Source organism: Nonomuraea thailandensis, assembly GCF_024172165.1.
Taxonomy (GTDB): Bacteria; Actinomycetota; Actinomycetes; order Streptosporangiales; family Streptosporangiaceae; genus Nonomuraea; species Nonomuraea thailandensis.
In genome coordinates, this window is record NZ_JAMZEB010000002.1 from 8,167,306 (window position 1) to 8,185,617 (window position 18,312).

The following is an 18,312-nucleotide window of genomic DNA, read 5'->3' on the forward strand; positions in this document are numbered from 1 at the left end:
GCACACATGCAGCGGTTGCAGGATCGGGTGGCGGTCATCACCGGCGCGGGCAGCGGCATCGGGCTGGCCACGGCCCGCCGCCTGGCCGACGAGGGCGCCAGGGTGGTCTGCGCGGACGTCGACGAGGAGGCCGGCGTCAAGGCCGCGGCCGAGGTGGGCGGCCTGTTCGTCAAGGCCGACGTGACCAGCGAGGACGACGTCGTCAGGATGTTCCGGACGGCCTTCGACACCTACGGCAGCGTGGACGTGGCCTTCAACAACGCCGGCATCTCGCCGCCCGACGACGACTCGATCCTGGAGACCGGCCTCGACGCCTGGCGCCGCGTCCAGGAGGTGAACCTGACCAGCGTCTACCTGTGCTGCAAGCACGTCATCCCGTACATGCGCCGCCAGGGCAAGGGCTCGATCATCAACACCGCGTCGTTCGTGGCCGTGATGGGGTCGGCGACCTCGCAGATCTCCTACACCGCCTCGAAGGGCGGGGTGCTGGCGATGTCGCGGGAGCTGGGCGTGCAGTTCGCCAGGGAGGGCATCCGGGTCAACGCGCTGTGCCCCGGCCCCGTGAACACGCCGCTGCTGCAGGAGCTGTTCGCCAAGGATCCGGAGCGGGCGCAGCGGCGGCTGGTGCACGTGCCCGTGGGCCGCTTCGCCGAGGCTTCGGAGATCGCGGCCGCGGTGGCGTTCCTGGCCAGCGACGACGCCTCGTTCATCACGGCCAGCGAGTTCCTGGTGGACGGCGGCATCTCCGGCGCCTACGTCACGCCGCTGTAGGTGATGGTCATGGGTCCCGTCATCGGCATCACGTGTTACGCCGAGACCGCCTCGTTCACGGTCTGGCAGGACACCCGCGCCGCGCTGCTGCCGTACACGTACGTGGAGCAGGTCGTGCGGGCGGGCGGCCAGCCGGTCCTGCTGCCGCCGGCCGGCGAGCCGGCCGGGCTGGTACGCCGCCTGGACGGGCTGGTCCTGGCCGGGGGCGGCGACATCGATCCGGCGCGGTACGGCGCGCGGCCGCACGAACGCAGCGGCTACGTCAGGAGGTTCCGGGACGAGGCGGAGTTCGCCCTGCTCGGGGCGGCCCTCGACGCCGGGCTGCCCTTCCTCGGCGTCTGCCGCGGCCTCCAGGTGCTCAACGTGGCCCTCGGCGGCAGCCTGCACCAGCACCTGCCCGACGTGGTCGGCCACACGGAGCACTGCCCGGGGCCCGGCGTCTTCGGGCACCTGCCCGTCACCCCGGTCCCCGGCACCGGCCTGGCCAAGGTGCTGGGCGAGGAGCCGGTGCCGGTGCCGCACTACCACCACCAGTCCGTGGACCGGCTCGCCCCCGGCCTGACGGTCACCGCCACCACCGAGGACGGCACGATCGAGGCCGTGGAGTCCTCCGGGGCGTTCACCATGGCCGTGCAGTGGCATCCGGAGGCGGGCGAGGACCACGCGCTGTTCGAGGCGCTCGTCCAGGCCTGCTGAGCACGACGCCCAAGCCGGTCGGGGGTCACCCGACCGGCTTGAGCACCCCCTCCAGGGAGATGACGTCGGCCCCGTGCTCGTCCTCCAGCCGCTGCCTCAGCTCGTCGGTGGCCACCCACGCCGAGACCCGCACCAGGTTGGCGAGCTCGTCGGCCCCGACAGAGATGATCTCCGCGCCCTGCTTGCCCAGCTCGTCCTCCAGATCCCGCTGGACGGCCCGTAGCTCGGCCTCCGTACGCTCGGCGCCGCTCAGGCACAGCGCGCCGCCCCACACCTCGCGGATCCAGCTCTCCCGCGCCGCCAGGTCGCCGGTGAAGCGCAGGTTGAGCACGTAGTTGTGCGCGTCCATCTCCATCTGTTCCTCGGGATGCTCCGGCTCCGGGGTGAACCGGTCGAGCCAGGAGCCCGCGTAGTCCTGGGCCGACCTGGCCCGTGCGAGCGCGTCCTTCATGGTCTGCTCCGTCGCCCTGGCCGGATCGGCGGGCCGCCAGCCGCCCTCGGGCTCCGGGCAGGGGCTGGCGAAGCGGTCGCCCTTGTCCGGCTCCTCGACGGGCTCGCCCGGCGGCTCCGTCAGGGTCAGCCGCGTGCCGTCCCAGGTGCCGACCAGCCGGTACCGGCCCCACTTCACCCCGTTCAGCGACTCGTGCGCCACCTTGCCCCAGTCCAGGCCCACCACGTCGGGCCCCTCGCACTGCGGCGGGTTCGACTCCATCACGACGTTGCAGAGCTGCGGCCCGTGCCCGCCGCCTTCGAGCACGGTCATGCTCGCCGTGTAGCGGGCCGGCGCGGACGGCTGCGCACCGCAGGACGCCACGGTCATCAGAGCCAGGATCCCCAGTAACGGACGCATACCTTCAAGACGTGATCGCTCCCCCCGTGGTTCACGTACGGCCCGGGACGCGACAACAGCCCCGTAACGGCACTAGGCTGACGGACATCACCGTCGAAACCGCGCGGGAGAGCACCCTGGCAGCCGGTCAGGGTCCCTGAAGGAGCAAGCCCTCCCCGCGAACCTCTCAAGGAAAAGGACCGCGCGGACGAGGTGTCCTCTGGAAAGCAGGCCCGTGGGCCTCGCCGAAGGTGAAAGTCCGGCAAAAGTCGGGCGAAGCTCTCAGGCATCGATGACAGAGGGGGAGGATGCTGGCATCCACTCCTGTCCCGAGGTGCGACAAATGTCCCGACCGACACCGCTACGCGACGTTCACGAGAGCCTCGGCGCCACCCTCACCGACTTCGCCGGGTGGCTCATGCCGCTCCGGTACGGCAGCGAGTCCGCGGAGCACCGGGCCGTCCGCGAGGCGGCCGGGCTGTTCGACCTCTCGCACATGGGCGAGATCTTCCTGACCGGGCCGCAGGCGGGCCAGGCGCTGGACTACGCGCTGGTCGGGCACCTGTCGGCGCTGACGCCAGGCCGCGCCAGATACACCATGATCGTGAACGAGCGCGGCGGCGTGCTCGACGACCTCATCGTCTACCGGCTCGGTGACGAGGAGTTCATGGTCGTGGCCAACGCCTCGAACTACCAGAAGGTCGCCGGCGAGCTGCGGGAGCGCGCGAAGTCGTACGACGCGGTGGTGGATGACCGTTCGGACCAGTACGCGCTGATCGCCGTCCAGGGCCCGCGCGCCCAGGAGATCCTCGCCACGCTCACCGACGCCGACCTCGACGGGCTCAAGTACTACGCGGGCCTGCCCGGACAGGTGGACGGCCGGCAGGCGCTGATCGCCCGTACCGGGTACACCGGCGAGGACGGGTTCGAGCTGTTCGTGGCGAACCAGGACGCCGTGCCGCTCTGGCACGCGATCACGGCGGCCGGCGAGCCGCACGGGCTCAGGCCCGCGGGCCTGTCCAGCCGCGACACGCTCCGGCTCGAGGCCGGCATGCCGCTGTACGGCAACGAGCTGAGCGCCGAGCTCACTCCGTTCGACGCGGGGCTGGGCAGGGTGGTGAAATTCGACAAGCCGGGCGACTTCGTCGGCAGGTCGGCGCTCGAGGCGGTCAAGGACGACACGCCGCGGCGCAGGCTCGTCGGCCTGGTGGCGCGGACCCGCCGGGTGCCGCGCCACGGTTACCCGGTCACCAAGGACGGCGTCGTCGTCGGCGAGGTCACCAGCGGTGCGCCCTCCCAGACCCTGGGAAAGCCCATCGCGATGGCCTACGTGGACACCGGCGCCGAATCAGGCCTGGCCGTGGACATCCGGGGCAGCCATGAACCTATGGACCTGGTTGAGCTGCCCTTTTACAGGAGGAACAAGTGAGCAACATCCCTGACGACCTGAGCTACACCAAGGAGCACGAGTGGGTGGCCGGGCTGGACGACAGCGCCACCGTGACGGTCGGCGTCACGGCCTTCGCCGCCGAGTCCCTTGGTGACGTCGTCTTCGTGCAGCTTCCCGAGGTCGGCACGACCGTCGAGCAGGGCGACTCCGTCGGCGAGGTGGAGTCGACCAAGTCCGTGAACGAGATCTACGCCCCGGTGGGCGGCGAGGTCACCGAGGTGAACCAGTCCGTCGTGGACGACCCGGGCCTGGTCAACAGCGACCCGTACGGCGAGGGCTGGATGTTCAAGGTGCGCGTGGCAGGCGACCCCGAGGACCTGCTGTCGCCCGAGGAGTACACCGCTCTCACCTCGGGCGAGTCCTGATGTAACCGCCGGGGCCCGCGCGGGCCCCGGCCTCTCGAGAAGGGCGCACATCAATGGCGATCAGCGTCTTCGACCTCTTCAAGATCGGCATCGGCCCGTCGAGCTCCCACACGGGCGGCCCGATGGCGGCGGCGCACAAGTTCGTGCGCGGCCTGCACGAGGACGGCCTGCTGGAGCGCGTGGCACGCGTGGAGGCCATCCTGTACGGCTCGCTCGGCCTGACCGGCAAGGGCCACGGCAGCGACAAGGCGGTCCTGCTCGGCCTGTCCGGCGAGAAGCCCGAGCTGGTGGACGTGGACACCGTCGACGCCCGCATCGCCGGGATGCGCGAGTCGGGCACCGTCAAGCTCTACGGCACCCGCGAGATCCCCTTCGTCGTCGGCGAGCACCTCGTCTTCGAGCGCAAGATCTCCCTGCCCGAGCACCCGAACGGCATGCGCTTCACCGCCTTCGACGCCTCCGGCGAGCGGCTCAGGGAGAAGGTCTACTTCTCGGTCGGCGGCGGCTTCGTCGTGGACGAGAAGGCCACCGGCGCCGACCGCATCAAGCCCGACGACACCGTGCTGCCCTACCCCTTCACCACCGGCGAGGAGCTGCTCAAGCACTGCTCGAACACCGGCCTGTCGATCTCCGCCCTGATGCTGGAGAACGAGAAGGCGTTCGGCCGCACCGAGGAGGAGATCCGCCAGGGCCTGCTGCGCCTGTGGCAGGTCATGTCCGAGTGCGTGCGCCGCGGCATCTCCAAGGAGGGCGTGCTGCCGGGCGGGCTCAAGGTCAAGCGCCGCGCCAACCAGCTCCACCGCCGCCTGCAGTCCGAGCCGCCGGAGAAGGATCCGTTGCAGGCCATGGACTGGGTCACGCTGTTCGCCCTGGCGGTCAACGAGGAGAACGCCGCCGGCGGCCGCATCGTCACCGCCCCCACCAACGGCGCCGCCGGCATCATCCCGGCCGTCCTGACCTACTACACCCGCTTCGTCCCGCACGCCGACGACGACGGCGTGGCCCGCTTCCTCCTGACGGCCGGCGCGATCGGCGTGCTGTTCAAGGAGAACGCCTCGATCTCGGGCGCCGAGGTGGGCTGCCAGGGCGAGGTGGGCTCGGCCTGCTCGATGGCCTCCGCCGCGCTCACGGAGGTGCTCGGGGGCACGCCCGAGCAGGTGGAGAACGCCGCCGAGATCGGCATCGAGCACAACCTGGGCCTGACCTGCGACCCTATCGGCGGCCTCGTCCAGATCCCGTGCATCGAGCGCAACGCCGTGGCCTCCAACAAGGCCATCACGGCGGCCCGCATCGCGCTGCGCGGCGACGGCAAGCACTACGTGGCGCTGGACAAGGCCATCAAGACGATGCGGGACACCGGGCGGGACATGCTCGACAAGTACAAGGAGACCTCGCGCGGCGGGCTCGCCGTCAACGTCATCGAGTGCTAGCGCCGCACGTGGAGCCGCACCACCGTGGGGGTCTCGTCGTCGCGGACCTCACGCCGGACGCGGCCCACGATGTCCTGGTCCAGCTTGCTCACCACCGCGCCCACGTCGGCCGCCGCCGGGCAGGTCAGGCCGATGCGCAGGCCGTCCTCGGCGACCCGCACCCCCGTCCTGCTCAGCCCGTCCACGCCCTTGAGCCCGACGAACAGCATGGCCGTGCCGGTGCCGTTGTGGGTGCCGCGGCGGCCCCAGCCCAGGCCGACCAGCAGCCAGCGCAGCGCGACCAGGGCCAGCAGCAGCAGGCCCAGCGCGAGGAACCACAGCGGCCACGGGTCCTGCGCCAGCGCGCGGTGCGCCGGGCCGGGCAGGACCTTGGCGGTGGGCGGAAGGTCGAAGAAGCGGTCGTGGCCGCGTAGCCACGCGTACCCTCCGGCCCCCAGCAGCGTCGCCCCGACGATGGCCAGGCCGGCGCGGTTACCCGCGTACTGACGCATCACACAGCCCCCTCCCGGCCGGCGTGGTGCTCGCGCGGCCCCTTCCGGCCGGCGTGGCACTCGCGCGGCCCCTTCCGGCCGGCGTGGTGAAAGACGGCCGGCGCGGGCTCACGCGCCCCTCCTGCGCAGGCGTACCACGACCTCGCCCGTGCCCAGCGTGCCGACGCCCGCCAGGCGGTCGCCCACGGCGGTGCCGACCTGCCTGAGCATCTGGCCGGTGCTCTCCGCGCCGGTCGTGACCGTGACCTCGATGGTGCGCCGGCGCAGCCGTACGCGGGCCCGGTCCACGCCCGCCACCTGCTGCGCCGCCGCGCACAGCGTGCGGCGCAGGCCCGAGCGGGTGATGCCGATGACGATCAGCGGGTCGGAGGTCTCCACCGGCACCAGCCCCGCGCGGCCCGGCACGATCGCCAGCAGCAGCATGAGCGTGCCGGCCCCCGCCGCGACCAGGGCCGCGGTGGCCGTGTCGGGCCAGGTGGTCCTGCCCGCGAGCTCGACCACCTCGTTCACCGGGACCCAGCCGAGCGGCGCGCCGAGCAGCGCCGACACCACCTCGGCCGCGGTCGCCCCCAGCCCGGCGGCCAGCGTGAGCGCGACCAGGGCTCCAGGGACGGTGCGAGCCGGCCTGAGCACCCTGCGCGCCCGGCGCAGCCCGGTGTCCCGCGGGGCGACGACGGCGCCGGGCAGAATCTGCTGAAGCGTGGTCATCACAACGACAGACGTACATGCACCCCGCATGGCCTGAACCGCGTCCTCGCCGCCGATTTGCCCGAACATTACGGGGACGGCGACTAACGCGAACAAGTCTCATGTTATTTTGCCCGTTATGCGGTTACGCTGCCGGTATGGATGACCGCCAGCGCTACGACCGCGCCACAGCGGCCCTCGAACCCCCGTTCGCCGTCGTCGACCTCGCCGCCCTGCGGGCCAACGCGGCGGACCTCGTACGCCGGGCCGCGGGCAAGCCCATCAGGGTGGCCAGCAAGTCCATCCGCAGCCGCGCCCTGCTCGAACGTGTCCTGGCCATGGACGGCTTCCGCGGCGTCATGGCGTACACGCTGCCCGAGGCGCTCTGGCTGGCCGCGAACGGCATCACCGACATCCTCGTGGCCTACCCCACGGCCGACCGGCACGCGCTGGCCGCCCTGGCGGGGGACGCGCGCGCAGCCGGGCACATCACCGTGACCGTCGACTCGGCCGCCCACCTCGACTACATCGAGGCGGCCGTGGCCGATGTCCGCCCGCGTGCCGAGCTCCGGCTCTGCCTCGACCTCGACGCCGCCTACGTCGCCTTCGGCCGCAGGGCCGGCGCCCTGCGCTCCCCCGTCCGCGAGCCGCACGAGGCCGCCGACCTGGCCGCCGAGATCGCCAAGCGGCCGGGGTTCAGGCTGGTGGGGCTGCTGGCCTACGAGGCGCAGATCGCCGGCGTCGGCGACGCCCCGCCCTCGAACGCCGCCCGCGCCCGCCTCATCCGGCTCATGCAGGCCCTCTCGGCCCGCGAGCTCATCCTGCGCCGCGGCCGAGTCGTGAACGCCGTGCGCCAGTTCGCCGACCTCGAGTTCGTCAACGGCGGCGGCACCGGCTCGGTGGAGCTCACCACGCGCGAGAAGGCCGTCACGGAGCTGGCGGCCGGCTCGGGCTTCTTCCACCCGCGGCTGTTCGACTTCTACCGCCGCTTCACCGGGCGCCCCGCCGCGCTGTTCGCCCTGCCGGTGGTGCGGCGGCCAGGGCCGGGCACGGTGACCGTGCTCGGCGGCGGCTACCTCGCCTCCGGGCCTCCGGGGCCGGCCCGCGCGCCCCAGCCGTACCTGCCGGCCGGGCTTCGTTACGCGCCCGAGGAGGGCGCGGGCGAGGTGCAGACGCCGCTGCTCGGCCAGGCGGCCGAGGACCTGCGGCTCGGCGACCGGGTGTGGTTCAGGCACGCCAAGGCGGGCGAGCTGTGCGAGCACTTCGACGCGCTGCACCTCGTCGACGGCGACACCGTGGTGGAGCCCGTCCCGACCTACCGGGGCGAGGGCCGCACGTTCCTCTAGCGGCTCCGGCGTTCCAGCAGCGCCGACGTTCCAGCGGCTCCGGCGTTCTAGCGACGCCTGCGCCGGCGGCGCCACAGCACGACGGCCGCCCCCACGACCAGCACCGCGCCGACCCCGATCAGCAGCGGCCCCAGCTCCGGCCGCTCGTCGTCCCAGACCCGCTCGGGGTCGTCGCCGAACTCGACCGGCCGCGGCGTCACCCCGAGCGCGTCGCCCACGGACGCCACGAAGTGACCGGCCCTGCTCTTGACGTCGGCCACCGTACGCTCGGCGACCCGCTTGGGGCTCACCCGGTCGGCAATGGCGTCGACCGTGTGCGCCAACTCCGCGCGCGTCCGTGCGATCCGCCGCTCCAGCTCGTCGGGATCGGTGTCAGCCATGGCTCTCCTTTCGACCGTACGCGGGCCCCGCGCCGCGTGCCGAGCGGGCTCCGTCCGTTCTGGTCGTGATCAGTCTGTCAGGTCGGCGCGTCGGACGGCACAACGGCCGGGCCGGTAGGTTGGCGGGAAGAACGTAGGAGGGCCCATTGACCGAGACCAGACTCACGCCCGGCGACGCCGCGCCGGAGTTCACGCTACCCACCGCCGACGGCGGCACCATCTCGCTCGACACCTTTCGCGGCAAGCGGGTGATCCTCTATTTCTACCCTGCCGCCATGACTCCGGGCTGCACCAAGCAGGCCTGCGACTTCCGCGACAACCTCGCGCAGCTCACGGCCGAGGGTTTCGCCGTCCTCGGCGTGTCGAAGGACAAGCCGGCCAAGCTCGCCAAGTTCGCCGAGCGTGACGCGCTGACCTTCCCGCTGCTGTCCGACCCCGACCTGGCGGTGCACCAGGCGTACGGGGCGTACGGCACGAAGAAGCTGTACGGGAAGGAGGTCGTGGGGGTGATCCGGTCGACGTTCGTCATCGACGGCGACGGGAAGGTGGAGCAGGCGCTCTACAACGTGAAGGCGACCGGGCACGTGGCCTCGCTCAAGAAGAAGCTCGGCCTGTCCTGACCGCCGCTCGGGCCCTCCGCCCAGGAGGGCCCGGACGATCGTCTTCTCTGCGCGCAAACGCTTCCGGCTCGCATGCGGAGCGCTAAACTTGTGTCCGGCCCGCTGCGGCGGGAAAGGCGCGGGCGTGGCGAAATGGCATACGCGGCAGGTTTAGGTCCTGTTGGTGGAGACACTGTGGGGGTTCGAGTCCCCCCGCCCGCACACCTGTCAGCCCCGGTAGGCAGGCTCCGGTTCCAGCTGCTCCGCCGGCTCGTCGGGCAGCACCTCGGCAGGCGGCGGCAGCACACAGTAGCCGTGGTCCTCACCCGCGTAACAGCCCGGCCCCTGCAGCCTGGGCTCCCAGCCGCGATGGTGCCCCCAGCCCGGAGCCTCCATCCACATCTCGTGCCGGTCGTGAGCGACGTCGTTCAGGGCCGCCACGGTGACGCCGCCGAGCAGGCCGCCGACGAGGAGCCCAGCCATCCCGGCGCCCATGACCTGGGTCCGCCTGCGGCGCAGGAAGTCGCCGAAGGGCGACGGCTCGCGCTCCCATGAGGCGGGGTCCGGCTGGGTGGGCGGGATGTAGGTGTAGGCCCGGTCGGCCTGCTCGCCGTACTTGAGCGGGGCCGGCTCGTGCAGCTCCTGGGTCGGCTCCGACGACGGGGTCGGGTCGCGCGGCGCTTCCTCTTCGCCGCGCGACCCGGCGTCGCGATCATGATCCGCCATCACGATCTCCCTTTACTCGCCCCCACAGGGGGCGCTCCCAGTAATAGAGGATGCCAAAGCCACCGTAAGCCCCATGTAAGAGCAAATCCATGTAAGACCTGGGTCGTAGTCCTACTTCCGCCTCCAGGTGGACCAATGTCCCGCTGGGCCTACATATCGTGATGATGTGTTCGGCAGGGTACGGGCGTGGTCCAGGCGCCACACGAAGCTGGCGGGCGTCCTCCGGGTGGGCCCCCTGACGTTGTTGTGCGCCCTGACGGTGGCGCCGTACGCGTCGGCGACCCCGCCGGGCGCGAGCGTCGCGCTGCACCTGGCCGGTTACCTGGGGCTGGCGGCGGCGTTGATCGTGCCGCTGTGGTGGCGGGACCGGCCGCTGACCTCGTTCGCCCTCGTGTCGCTGGTCAGTTTCGGGCAGTGGCTGGCGCAGGTCGATCTGCAGCCCGCCAACATCGCGGTGCTGGTCGCGCTGTGGGGGGTGGCCTACCAGTGCTCGTTCCGGTGGGCGCTGGCCGCGTGCCTGACGGCGGAGCTGGGGGTGTTCCTGGCGCTGCTCAACTGGGAGCTGGCGACGTTCGGGATGTTCTTCAGCGGCTCGATCTTCGTGGTCACGGTCTGGCTGACCGGCCTGTACGCCAACACGCGCCGGCGCTATCTGGAGGGCCTGGAGGAGCGCGCCGAGCGCGCCGAACGCGAGCGCGACCAGCAGGCCAGGATGGCGGCGGCGGCCGAGCGCGCCAGGATCGCCAGGGAGCTGCACGACGTGGTGGCCCACAACGTCAGCGTCATGGTGGTGCAGGCCGACGGCGCCGGCTACGCCCTGGACAGCGACCTCGACCAGGCCCGCCTGGCCGTCAGGAACATCTCCAGGACCGGCCGCGCCGCGCTCGCCGAGATGCGCAGGCTGGTGGGCGTCCTGCGCGAGAACGAGGCCGCGAGCACCGACTACACGCCCCAGCCGGGCCTGGGCCAGCTCGAGGAGCTCGTGAGCGGCTCCGCCGTGCCGGCCAGCCTGCGGGTCGGCGGCGCGCCGGCCGAGCTGCCCGAGGGCCAGCAGCTCACGGTCTACCGCATCGTGCAGGAGGCGCTGACGAACGCGCTCAAGCACGGCGGCCCCGGGGTGAAGGCCGCCGTGGAGATCGACTACCTCGGCGCCGAGCTGGTCGTCCGCGTGACGGACAACGGCCGGGGCGCGGCGGCCCAGGCGAGCCCCGGCGGGCACGGCCTGATCGGCATGCGCGAGCGCGTCGGCATGTACGGTGGCGCCGTGTCGGCGGGCCCCCGGCAGGGCGGCGGCTTCGAGGTGCTGGCCAGGTTGCCGATGGCGAAGGCGGCGTAGATGATCCGGGTGATGCTGGTCGACGACCAGGAGCTGTTGCGGGCCGGGTTCCGGATGGTGCTCGGCGCGCAGCCGGACATCGAGGTCGTGGCCGAGGCGGGCGACGGCGCCGCGGCGCTGGAGATCCTGAAGACCACCGAGGTGGACGTGGTGCTGATGGACGTCCGCATGCCCGGCATGGACGGCGTGGAGGCCACCAGGCACGTCGAAGGCCCGAAGGTGCTCATCCTGACCACGTTCGACCTCGACGAGTACGCCTTCGCGGCGGTCAAGGCGGGCGCGGCCGGGTTCCTGCTGAAGGACGTGCCGCCGGCCGACCTGGTCAACGCGATCAAGGTGGTGCACGCGGGCGACTCCGTGGTCTCGCCGACCACGCTGCGGCGGATGCTGGACCGCTTCGCCGCGCAGCTCCCGACCGACGCCCCGCTGGCGTCGGCGGCGGGCGAGCTGACGCCCCGCGAGCGGGAGGTGCTGCTCATGGTGGCGCGCGGCCTGTCGAACATGGAGATCGCGGCGCGCCTGGAGGTGGCGGAGGCGACGGTGAAGACGCATCTGGGGCGGGTGCTGGCCAAACTGGGGCTGCGGGACCGGGCTCAGGTGGTGGTCTTCGCGTACGAGGCCGGGCTGGTCGTGCCCTCGCATCGGCCGAAAGGCTGACAGGGGTCATCCACCGGCGCAGCCGAAGTCCCTCCTCAAGGCCCACAAGATTCGAGATTTCCACTCCTAGCGTGAGTCGCGGCAGCAAATCACGACAAGGAGTGAAAGTGACGCTCACTGAGACCCGGCGCCAGGCCCCGCCCGCCGTGGTGGCCACCGATCTGACCAAGGTGTACGGCCAGGGCGACACCCTGGTGCACGCCCTGCGCGGGGTGGACGTGTCCTTCGCCACCGGCGCGTTCACCGCCATCATGGGCCCGTCGGGCTCCGGCAAGTCCACGCTCATGCACTGCCTGGCCGGCCTCGACGCCGCCACGTCTGGCACGGTGCACATCGGTGACGTGGAGCTGACCGGGCTGAGCGACAAGCAGCTCACGCTGCTGCGCCGGGAGCGGATCGGCTTCATCTTCCAGGCCTTCAACCTGCTGCCCACGCTCACCGCCGAGCAGAACATCCGCCTGCCCCTCGACATCGCCGGCAACCAGGCCGACCAGGTGCTCTTCGACCGGGTGATCGAGACGGTCGGCCTGCGGGACCGGCTCTCGCACCGGCCGACCGAGCTGTCCGGCGGCCAGCAGCAGCGGGTGGCCGTGGCCAGGGCGCTCATCAGCAAGCCGCAGGTGATCTTCGCCGACGAGCCCACGGGTAACCTCGACTCCCGCAGCGGCGCCGAGGTCCTGTCCTTCCTGCGCACCTCCGTGCGCGAGCTGGGCCAGACCATCGTCATGGTCACGCACGACCCGGTGGCGGCCTCGTACGCCGACCGCGTGGTGTTCCTGCGTGACGGCGAGCTGGTCACCGAGCTCGCCGCGCCGACGCCGCAGAGCGTGCTGGACACCCTCGTCCGGCTGGAGGCGTGAGGTGCTCAGGACCACGCTGGCCGGGCTGCGCGCGCACCGGCTCAGGCTGCTGCTCACCGCGGTGGCGATCACGCTCGGGGTGGGGTTCATCGCGGGCACGTTCGTGCTGAACGACACCGTCGAGGCCGGCTTCGCCCAGCGGGTCACGGCCGACGCGGGCAAGGTGGACGTGGCCGTGCTGCCGTCGGGGAACGACGAGACGGTCCCCGAGGAGGTGCTGGAGCGCGTGCGCGCGCTGCCCGGCGTGACCGAGGCGCAGGGGCTGATCAGGGCGAGCGCGCCCGTCCTCGACAAGCGGGGCAAGGTCGCCGGCAACCTCCCCACCACGGCCCTGTCGATCGTCCGCGGCCCGCTCGACCGCACCGACGTCGTCTCAGGCACCGGCCCCGGCACCGACGACGGGGCCGCCGTCCTGGACGAGAACACCGCCAAGGCCCAGGGCTACCGGCTCGGCGACACGATCACGGTGCTCGACCACGAGCGGCGACCGCACCGGTTCAGGCTGGTCGGCCTGATCGACACCGGCGTTGACCAGATGCTCACCTACACCGGCGCGGTCGGCTTCACCCCCGCCGTCGCCCAGCGCATGACGGGCGCGAAGGGGTACGCCGAGATCGACGTGGCGGGCACGGTGTCGAAGCAGGCCGTCGCGGCGGCCGCCGGCGGCTCGTACACCGTCAAGACCGGCGCCGAGCTGGCCGACGACCTGGCCGCCGCGGCCGGCGTGGAGACCCAGATGTTCACGCTGGGCCTGCTGTTGTTCGGCGTCGTGGCGATGATGGTGGCGGCGCTGGTCATCTACAACACCTTCAACATCCTCGTCGCCCAGCGCACGCGCGAGATGGCGCTGCTGCGCTGCATCGGGGCCACGCGCGGGCAGGTGTTCGGCTCGATCGTGCTGGAGTCGGCCGTCGTGGGGTCGCTGGCCTCCGCGCTGGGCCTGCTCATCGGGTACGGCCTGGCGGCGCTCACGCTGAGCGTCCTCGGCGCGCTCGACGCCCCGCTGCCCACGGACGCGGCGGTCTCGCTCACCCCGTCCACGATCGCCATCGGCCTGGCCGTGGGGCTGGTCGTCACGGTGTGCGCGGCGCTGCTGCCCGCCCGCTCCGCCACCCGAGTGCCGCCGATCGCGGCGCTGCGCAGCCAGGCGGAGGAGCAGACGTTCCGCGCGGGCCTGGTGCGCGCCGGCTTCGCGGCGCTGTTCCTGGTGGCGGGCCTGGGCACGACGGGCTTCGGCGTGTTCGCGCTCGAACCCGGCGAGGCCGCGCTCTTCGCCGTCATGGGCGGGGGCACGCTGACCTTCCTGGCGGTGCTCATCCTGGGCCCGGTGCTGGTCAGGCCGCTGAGCGCGCTGGTGGGCTGGGTCCCGGGGCGGCTGTTCGGGGTGCCCGGCCGGCTGGCGGTGGACAACTCGGGACGCAACCCGAAGCGGGCCGCCACCACCACGGTCGCGCTGACGATCGGGGTGACGCTGATGACGCTGATCACGGTGGTCACCGCGTCCACCAGGGTGACGATGACGGCCAAGCTGGACGAGCAGTTCCCCGTCGACTACCTGCTGGCCGGCCAGGAGCGCGACTCCGTCATCCCGAGGTCCGTGGCGGGGGAGCTGCGCGGCCGGCCGGAGCTGGCCTCGGTGGCGCAGATCCGCGAGGTCCGGACGACGGTCGACGGCAAGCGCGTGGACGCGGGCACGTTCAGCGGCGGCATGGAGCCGCAGGTCTCCGCCGGCTCCATGCGCGACTTCGGCCCGGGACAGGTGGCGCTGGACGACGTCACGGCCGAGCGGCTCGGCGCCGAGGTCGGCGACACGGTCTCGATGCGGACCGAACGCGCGGGCACCGTGTCGCTGAAGGTGGTCGCGCTGCTCGACAGCTCGGAGTCGACGCTGACGCCCGTCACGGTCGCGGAGCAGCCGTTCGACTCCTACTTCGGGGCGGTGCCCGACTCGCGCGTGATGGTGACCATCGCGGATGGCGTGTCCCCGGACAGGGCCCGCGCGGTCGTGGACGCCGCCGCGGAGCCGTACCCGAACGTGCAGGTGAGCAGCTCGACGGAGGTGCGCGGGCAGTTCGACGAGACCCTCGACATGATGCTCATGATCATCACCGGGCTGCTCGGGCTGGCGATCCTGATCTCGCTGCTGGGCATCGCGAACACGCTCTCGCTCTCCGTCCACGAACGGACCAGGGAGTCCGCCCTGTTGCGGGCGCTCGGCCTCACCCGGCCGCAACTCCGGCGCATGTTGTCGGTCGAGGCGCTGGTTCTCGGGCTGATCGGGGCGCTGGTCGGGGTGGTGCTGGGGGTCGTCTTCGGCTGGGCCGCGATGCGGGCGATGCTGAGCGGGGCGCTCTTCTCGGCGCCGGTGGCGCAGATCGCGCTGTTCGTGGTGCTGTCGGGGCTGGCGGGGGTGCTGGCGGCGGTGCTGCCCGCCCGCCGGGCCGCGCGGGCCTCGATCGTGGGCTCCCTGGCCACAGGGTGACTCCGGACAGACGCCCCGAAGTCGAATAAATCCGAAAAACCCGGATAGAGGGTATCTGTGGGTCGGGCGTCTTATGGGGGCGGCGCCCGGCCTTGCTCTGCGGCGCGCCGGTGGGGCGTTCGGCCAGACCCCGCTCGGGCGGCCCGCGGAGCACGCGGCCCGGCCCCGCTCCGACGATCTCCCGGGGCGCGCGGCCGGGCCCGCAACCCCAGCGGTCAGCGCGGTGTGCGGCCGGGCCACAGCTCGGCCACGGTCTCCGGGTCGAGCAGGGGCCGGGCCACCACCTCGCCCGTCGCCCGGTCGATCACGACGCAGCCGCCCCCGGCCGTCTCCGGCAACCTGGCCGGATCGTCGGGCTCCAGGTCGCGGATCCACGCCACGTACCCGCCGTCGAACCCGAACACCCCCACCGGCAGCGCCTCGGCGGCCGGCCGCACCCCGTTGTAGTACTCCTCGGCCAGCGCCCTGGCCTCCTCCAGGTTCATCGCGGCCGCCCCCGGCGATCGAGTATCACGCAGAACACCCCGGTCACGGTCCGGTACGGCGGCTCGACCGACATGTGCCCCCGCTGGGCGTCGATCCAGATCACCTCGCCGTCGAAGTTGACCGCGTTCCAGACGTGGGAGCCACCGCCGGGCCAGCGCACCACGATGACGGCCGCGGCGCCGTGCCCGGCGTCGAGCAGCCGCCGCGCGATCAGCGGGTAGGCGTGCCGGCCCTGACCCGCGTACTGCAGGCGATGCCCCGCCCACCGCTCGATCCTGGCCACGCTCCCCTGCTCGCCGGTCAGCACAGGGCGGCCGATCCGGTCGTACTCGGGCAGCCTCGGCGCGGCCGTCGCGGGCTCGCCGTGCCAGGTGGACAGCACGGCCAGCGCGCAGTCGGCGGCGTTGGACGAGCGGAACGGGTCGTCGGCGGGGCCGCCGCCGTTGACCAGGCGCACCCAGGTGCCGCGCGGGTCGGGGAAGCGGGAGCCGGGCCGCAGCGCCTCGGCGAGATCCCGCTCCACCTGCGGGTCCGGCTGGGCGAGCCCGCCGGGCACCCCGTACGGGCGGCTGTCGGCGAGCCTGGGCGGCCGCCGGGGCCCGTCGAACCAGTCCTCCTCGGCGGCAGGCACGCCGGGCCGCGGGCCCTCGTCCAGCGCCCGGCCGGCGTCGGGCATGTCACCGGCCCGCGCCGGGTCGGCGGCCAGCTCGTAGTCGAGCCACCGCACGCCCTCGGCCACCACGGGGTTGTAGTGCCCGTCCTGAAGGGCCCACCGGACACTCGGCTTGCGCTCGTGGGACACGGCCTGCCTCCTGTCATGCTCGACGAACGATCGTAGAGGCGACGCCGTGTCAAGGGGGCGAACTCGGCGGAGATTCTCCGTCCGCGCCAAGGCTGTTACCTGCGAAAACGCCTCAAACCAGGGCTCAGGCCACCTGCACGGTGACGGAGTGCCAGCCGCTCGCGCCGTCGGGCGCGGGCGGGGCGGGCTGCTCGGTCTGGGTACGCCCGGAGGCGTCGGTCGCCCGCACCTCGATCGTGTGCCCGCCGGGGGTCGCGGCCCAGTCGATCGCCCACTGCCGCCACGTGTCGGGCCCGGGCACCTCGGCCAGCCTCGCCTCCCGCCACTGCCCGCGGTCCACCCGCACCTCCACCGCGTCCACGCCGGTGTGCTGCGCCCAGGCCACCCCGGCGATCGTGGCAGGGCCCGCCTTCAGCGAGCCGCCCTGCTTCGGCACGTCGATGCGCGACTGCGTCTTGATCGGGCCCATGGCGGACCAGCCACGCGGGGTCCAGTACGCCTGGTCCCGGTCGAACCTGGTCACCTTGATGTCCACCACCCACTTGGTGGCCGAGACGTATCCGTACAGGCCGGGCACCACCTGCCGCACGGGGAAGCCGTGGTCGACCGGGAGCACCTCGCCGTTCATCGCCACCGCGAACAGCGCGTCGCGGCCGTCCATCACCACGTCCACCGGGGTGCCGCAGGTGAAGCCGTCGGCCGAGGTGGACAGCAGCATGTCGGCGTCGGCCCGCAGCCCGGCCCGGCGCAGCACGTCGGACATCCGCGCGCCCAGCCAGCGGGCGTTGCCCACGTAGGGGCCGCCGACCTCGTTGGAGACGCAGGTCAGCGTGACGTCCGCCTCGGTGAGCGGCAGCTTCAGCAGGTCTGCGAAGGTGAGCTCGACGGGGCGGTCGACCATGCCGTGGATGCGCAGCGTCCAGTCGGCCGGGTCCACCTGGGGGACGACGAGGGCAGTGTCCACGCGGTAGAAGTCCTTGTTCGGGGTGACGAACGGCGACAGCCCGCCGATCCGCAGGTCCGCCCCTGCGGGGACGGGCCTGGCCGGAGTCGCCGCCCTGGGCAGCGTCACGCCGCCCCTCGCCGCGTCCACGGCCCGCCGCCCCCCGAGCTGCTGCCCCAGCACCGCTCCCGCCCCGGCCACCACCACACCCCCGGCGACGCCGGTCAGCAGCCGCCTGCGGTCGAAGGCCGGCACCTGCCCGCCGGCACGCATCACCGCAGGCCGCTCCACCGCGCCCCCGCCGCCCCGCGACACCCCGGCGCCGGCCTCGCCCTCCGGCCCTCCACCGCCCTCCTGCCCTTCGGCAGCGCCGTCCTGCCGCGGCACGCCGGAGGCACCGGCGCCGGCAGGAGCGGCGGCGGGCACGCGCGGATCGGCGCCGCCAGGCGCGGCATGACGGGGCGCAGCGATGGCAGGGGCCGTTGCGGGGTGGGGCGCGCCTTGCGCGCGGCGCAGCAGCAGGCCCAGCGCCCAGGCTCCGGCGGCCACCCCCACCACGGTCGGCACCACGTCCAGGGCCCCGGCGTCCGGCCGGGTGACCACCGCCAGCACGCCGATCACCCCGAACAGCACGAACCCGAGGTGGCCGACCGCGGGCCGGCGCCGCGACAGCAGCCCGATGAGCGCGGCCACGGCGGCCAGCACCACGAGCACGCCGCCCAGCAGGACGGCCTTGTCGTTCTCGCCGAACGCCCTGATGGCGAAGTCCTTGACCGGGGCGGGCGTCAGGTCGACGGTCGCGTCGCCGACGGCCACCACGGGAAACGTCGTGGGCCCGACGACCCCGGCGACGAGCTGTGCGACCCCGAGGGCCACGCCCCCGGAGACCAATCCCGCCAGCGCCCCCGCCCACGCGGGGACCATCGTGTTCCTCTGCACAAGAACGACGCTACGTCCCCCCGAGCAGCGCAATTCT

Annotated in this window: 19 protein-coding genes, 1 tRNA gene and 2 riboswitches; of the genes, 12 read left to right on the forward strand and 8 right to left on the reverse strand. The window is 72.8% G+C overall.

The window, feature by feature from the left end:
- The first annotated feature begins 6 nt into the window (after nucleotides 1–6).
- Complete coding sequence (locus HD597_RS41215) at nucleotides 7–771, forward strand: 3-oxoacyl-ACP reductase (protein ID WP_253750103.1); 765 nt, start codon at nucleotides 7–9, stop codon at nucleotides 769–771.
- 9 nt (nucleotides 772–780) lie between these two features.
- Nucleotides 781–1,467: a gamma-glutamyl-gamma-aminobutyrate hydrolase family protein gene (locus HD597_RS41220; RefSeq protein WP_253750106.1), complete on the forward strand. Its 687-nt coding sequence runs from the start codon at nucleotides 781–783 to the stop codon at nucleotides 1,465–1,467.
- A gap of 25 nt (nucleotides 1,468–1,492) precedes the next feature.
- Here HD597_RS41220 and HD597_RS41225 read toward each other — a convergent pair whose 3' ends face one another.
- Nucleotides 1,493–2,287, reverse strand: a complete 795-nt coding sequence (locus HD597_RS41225) for a hypothetical protein (protein ID WP_253750108.1) — start codon at nucleotides 2,285–2,287, stop codon at nucleotides 1,493–1,495.
- A 124-nt stretch (nucleotides 2,288–2,411) separates the two neighbouring features.
- A riboswitch (glycine riboswitch) is annotated at nucleotides 2,412–2,509 on the forward strand.
- Nucleotides 2,510–2,605: riboswitch (glycine riboswitch) on the forward strand.
- A 34-nt stretch (nucleotides 2,606–2,639) separates the two neighbouring features.
- Between HD597_RS41225 and gcvT the strand changes: the two genes are divergently transcribed.
- From gcvT to HD597_RS41240, 3 genes are read left to right on the forward strand one after another with little or no spacing between them, the layout of a single operon-like run.
- A complete protein-coding gene (gene gcvT / locus HD597_RS41230; protein WP_253750111.1) occupies nucleotides 2,640–3,725 on the forward strand; it encodes a glycine cleavage system aminomethyltransferase GcvT in 1,086 nt (361 codons plus the stop codon).
- The gene (gene gcvH, locus HD597_RS41235) at nucleotides 3,722–4,111 is read left to right on the forward strand and encodes a glycine cleavage system protein GcvH (protein ID WP_253750114.1); all 390 of its coding nucleotides are present in this window, start codon (nucleotides 3,722–3,724) and stop codon (nucleotides 4,109–4,111) included. Before gcvT ends, gcvH begins: the two co-directional genes overlap by 4 nt.
- Before the next feature lie 53 nt (nucleotides 4,112–4,164).
- Nucleotides 4,165–5,541 carry an L-serine ammonia-lyase gene (locus HD597_RS41240; protein WP_253750117.1) on the forward strand — a complete coding sequence of 459 codons (1,377 nt, stop codon included), beginning with the start codon at nucleotides 4,165–4,167 and terminating at the stop codon, nucleotides 5,539–5,541.
- Here HD597_RS41240 and HD597_RS41245 read toward each other — a convergent pair.
- Both HD597_RS41245 and HD597_RS41250 read right to left on the reverse strand, forming a co-directional pair.
- Nucleotides 5,538–6,032 (reverse strand): hypothetical protein, encoded by a 495-nt coding sequence (locus tag HD597_RS41245; RefSeq protein ID WP_253750120.1) that lies wholly within the window; start codon nucleotides 6,030–6,032, stop codon nucleotides 5,538–5,540. The two genes, HD597_RS41240 and HD597_RS41245, sit on opposite strands and share 4 nt — an antisense overlap.
- Nucleotides 6,033–6,140: 108 nt before the next feature.
- Complete coding sequence (locus tag HD597_RS41250; RefSeq protein ID WP_253750123.1) at nucleotides 6,141–6,740, reverse strand: DUF6286 domain-containing protein; 600 nt, start codon at nucleotides 6,738–6,740, stop codon at nucleotides 6,141–6,143.
- A 137-nt stretch (nucleotides 6,741–6,877) separates the two neighbouring features.
- Here HD597_RS41250 and HD597_RS41255 point away from each other — a divergent pair, with 137 nt between their 5' ends.
- Entirely contained in the window at nucleotides 6,878–8,065 is a 1,188-nt protein-coding gene (locus tag HD597_RS41255) for an amino acid deaminase/aldolase (RefSeq protein ID WP_253750143.1), read from the forward strand.
- A gap of 47 nt (nucleotides 8,066–8,112) precedes the next feature.
- Here HD597_RS41255 and HD597_RS41260 read toward each other — a convergent pair whose 3' ends face one another.
- Nucleotides 8,113–8,445 (reverse strand): DUF3618 domain-containing protein, encoded by a 333-nt coding sequence (locus HD597_RS41260; protein ID WP_253750146.1) that lies wholly within the window; start codon nucleotides 8,443–8,445, stop codon nucleotides 8,113–8,115.
- A 146-nt stretch (nucleotides 8,446–8,591) separates the two neighbouring features.
- Between HD597_RS41260 and bcp the strand changes: the two genes are divergently transcribed.
- Both bcp and HD597_RS41270 read left to right on the forward strand, forming a co-directional pair.
- Complete coding sequence (bcp, locus tag HD597_RS41265; protein ID WP_253750150.1) at nucleotides 8,592–9,065, forward strand: thioredoxin-dependent thiol peroxidase; 474 nt, start codon at nucleotides 8,592–8,594, stop codon at nucleotides 9,063–9,065.
- Between the two features lie 118 nt (nucleotides 9,066–9,183).
- Nucleotides 9,184–9,266: transfer RNA gene (locus tag HD597_RS41270), tRNA-Leu, on the forward strand.
- A 6-nt stretch (nucleotides 9,267–9,272) separates the two neighbouring features.
- Here HD597_RS41270 and HD597_RS41275 read toward each other — a convergent pair.
- Nucleotides 9,273–9,770, reverse strand: a complete 498-nt coding sequence (locus tag HD597_RS41275) for a hypothetical protein (RefSeq protein WP_253750153.1) — start codon at nucleotides 9,768–9,770, stop codon at nucleotides 9,273–9,275.
- Between the two features lie 166 nt (nucleotides 9,771–9,936).
- Here HD597_RS41275 and HD597_RS41280 point away from each other — a divergent pair, with 166 nt between their 5' ends.
- From HD597_RS41280 to HD597_RS41295, 4 genes are all read left to right on the forward strand, one after another.
- Entirely contained in the window at nucleotides 9,937–11,106 is a 1,170-nt protein-coding gene (locus HD597_RS41280) for a sensor histidine kinase (protein WP_253750156.1), read from the forward strand.
- Nucleotides 11,107–11,763, forward strand: a complete 657-nt coding sequence (locus HD597_RS41285) for a response regulator transcription factor (protein ID WP_253750159.1) — start codon at nucleotides 11,107–11,109, stop codon at nucleotides 11,761–11,763. It abuts the gene before it with no gap.
- Between the two features lie 107 nt (nucleotides 11,764–11,870).
- Nucleotides 11,871–12,623, forward strand: coding sequence for an ABC transporter ATP-binding protein (locus HD597_RS41290; protein WP_253750163.1), 753 nt, complete (start codon nucleotides 11,871–11,873; stop codon nucleotides 12,621–12,623).
- A gap of 1 nt (nucleotide 12,624) precedes the next feature.
- Complete coding sequence (locus tag HD597_RS41295; protein ID WP_253750166.1) at nucleotides 12,625–15,105, forward strand: ABC transporter permease; 2,481 nt, start codon at nucleotides 12,625–12,627, stop codon at nucleotides 15,103–15,105.
- Between the two features lie 215 nt (nucleotides 15,106–15,320).
- Here HD597_RS41295 and HD597_RS41300 read toward each other — a convergent pair whose 3' ends face one another.
- The 3 genes from HD597_RS41300 to HD597_RS41310 form a co-directional block, all read right to left on the reverse strand.
- Nucleotides 15,321–15,590 carry an SUKH-4 family immunity protein gene (locus tag HD597_RS41300; protein ID WP_253750169.1) on the reverse strand — a complete coding sequence of 90 codons (270 nt, stop codon included), beginning with the start codon at nucleotides 15,588–15,590 and terminating at the stop codon, nucleotides 15,321–15,323.
- Complete coding sequence (locus tag HD597_RS41305) at nucleotides 15,587–16,393, reverse strand: toxin glutamine deamidase domain-containing protein (RefSeq protein ID WP_253750172.1); 807 nt, start codon at nucleotides 16,391–16,393, stop codon at nucleotides 15,587–15,589. The genes HD597_RS41300 and HD597_RS41305 overlap by 4 nt, the downstream gene beginning before the upstream one ends.
- Nucleotides 16,394–16,517: 124 nt before the next feature.
- The gene (locus HD597_RS41310) at nucleotides 16,518–18,275 is read right to left on the reverse strand and encodes a molybdopterin-dependent oxidoreductase (RefSeq protein WP_372513470.1); all 1,758 of its coding nucleotides are present in this window, start codon (nucleotides 18,273–18,275) and stop codon (nucleotides 16,518–16,520) included.
- Between the last annotated feature and the right edge of the window lie 37 nt (nucleotides 18,276–18,312).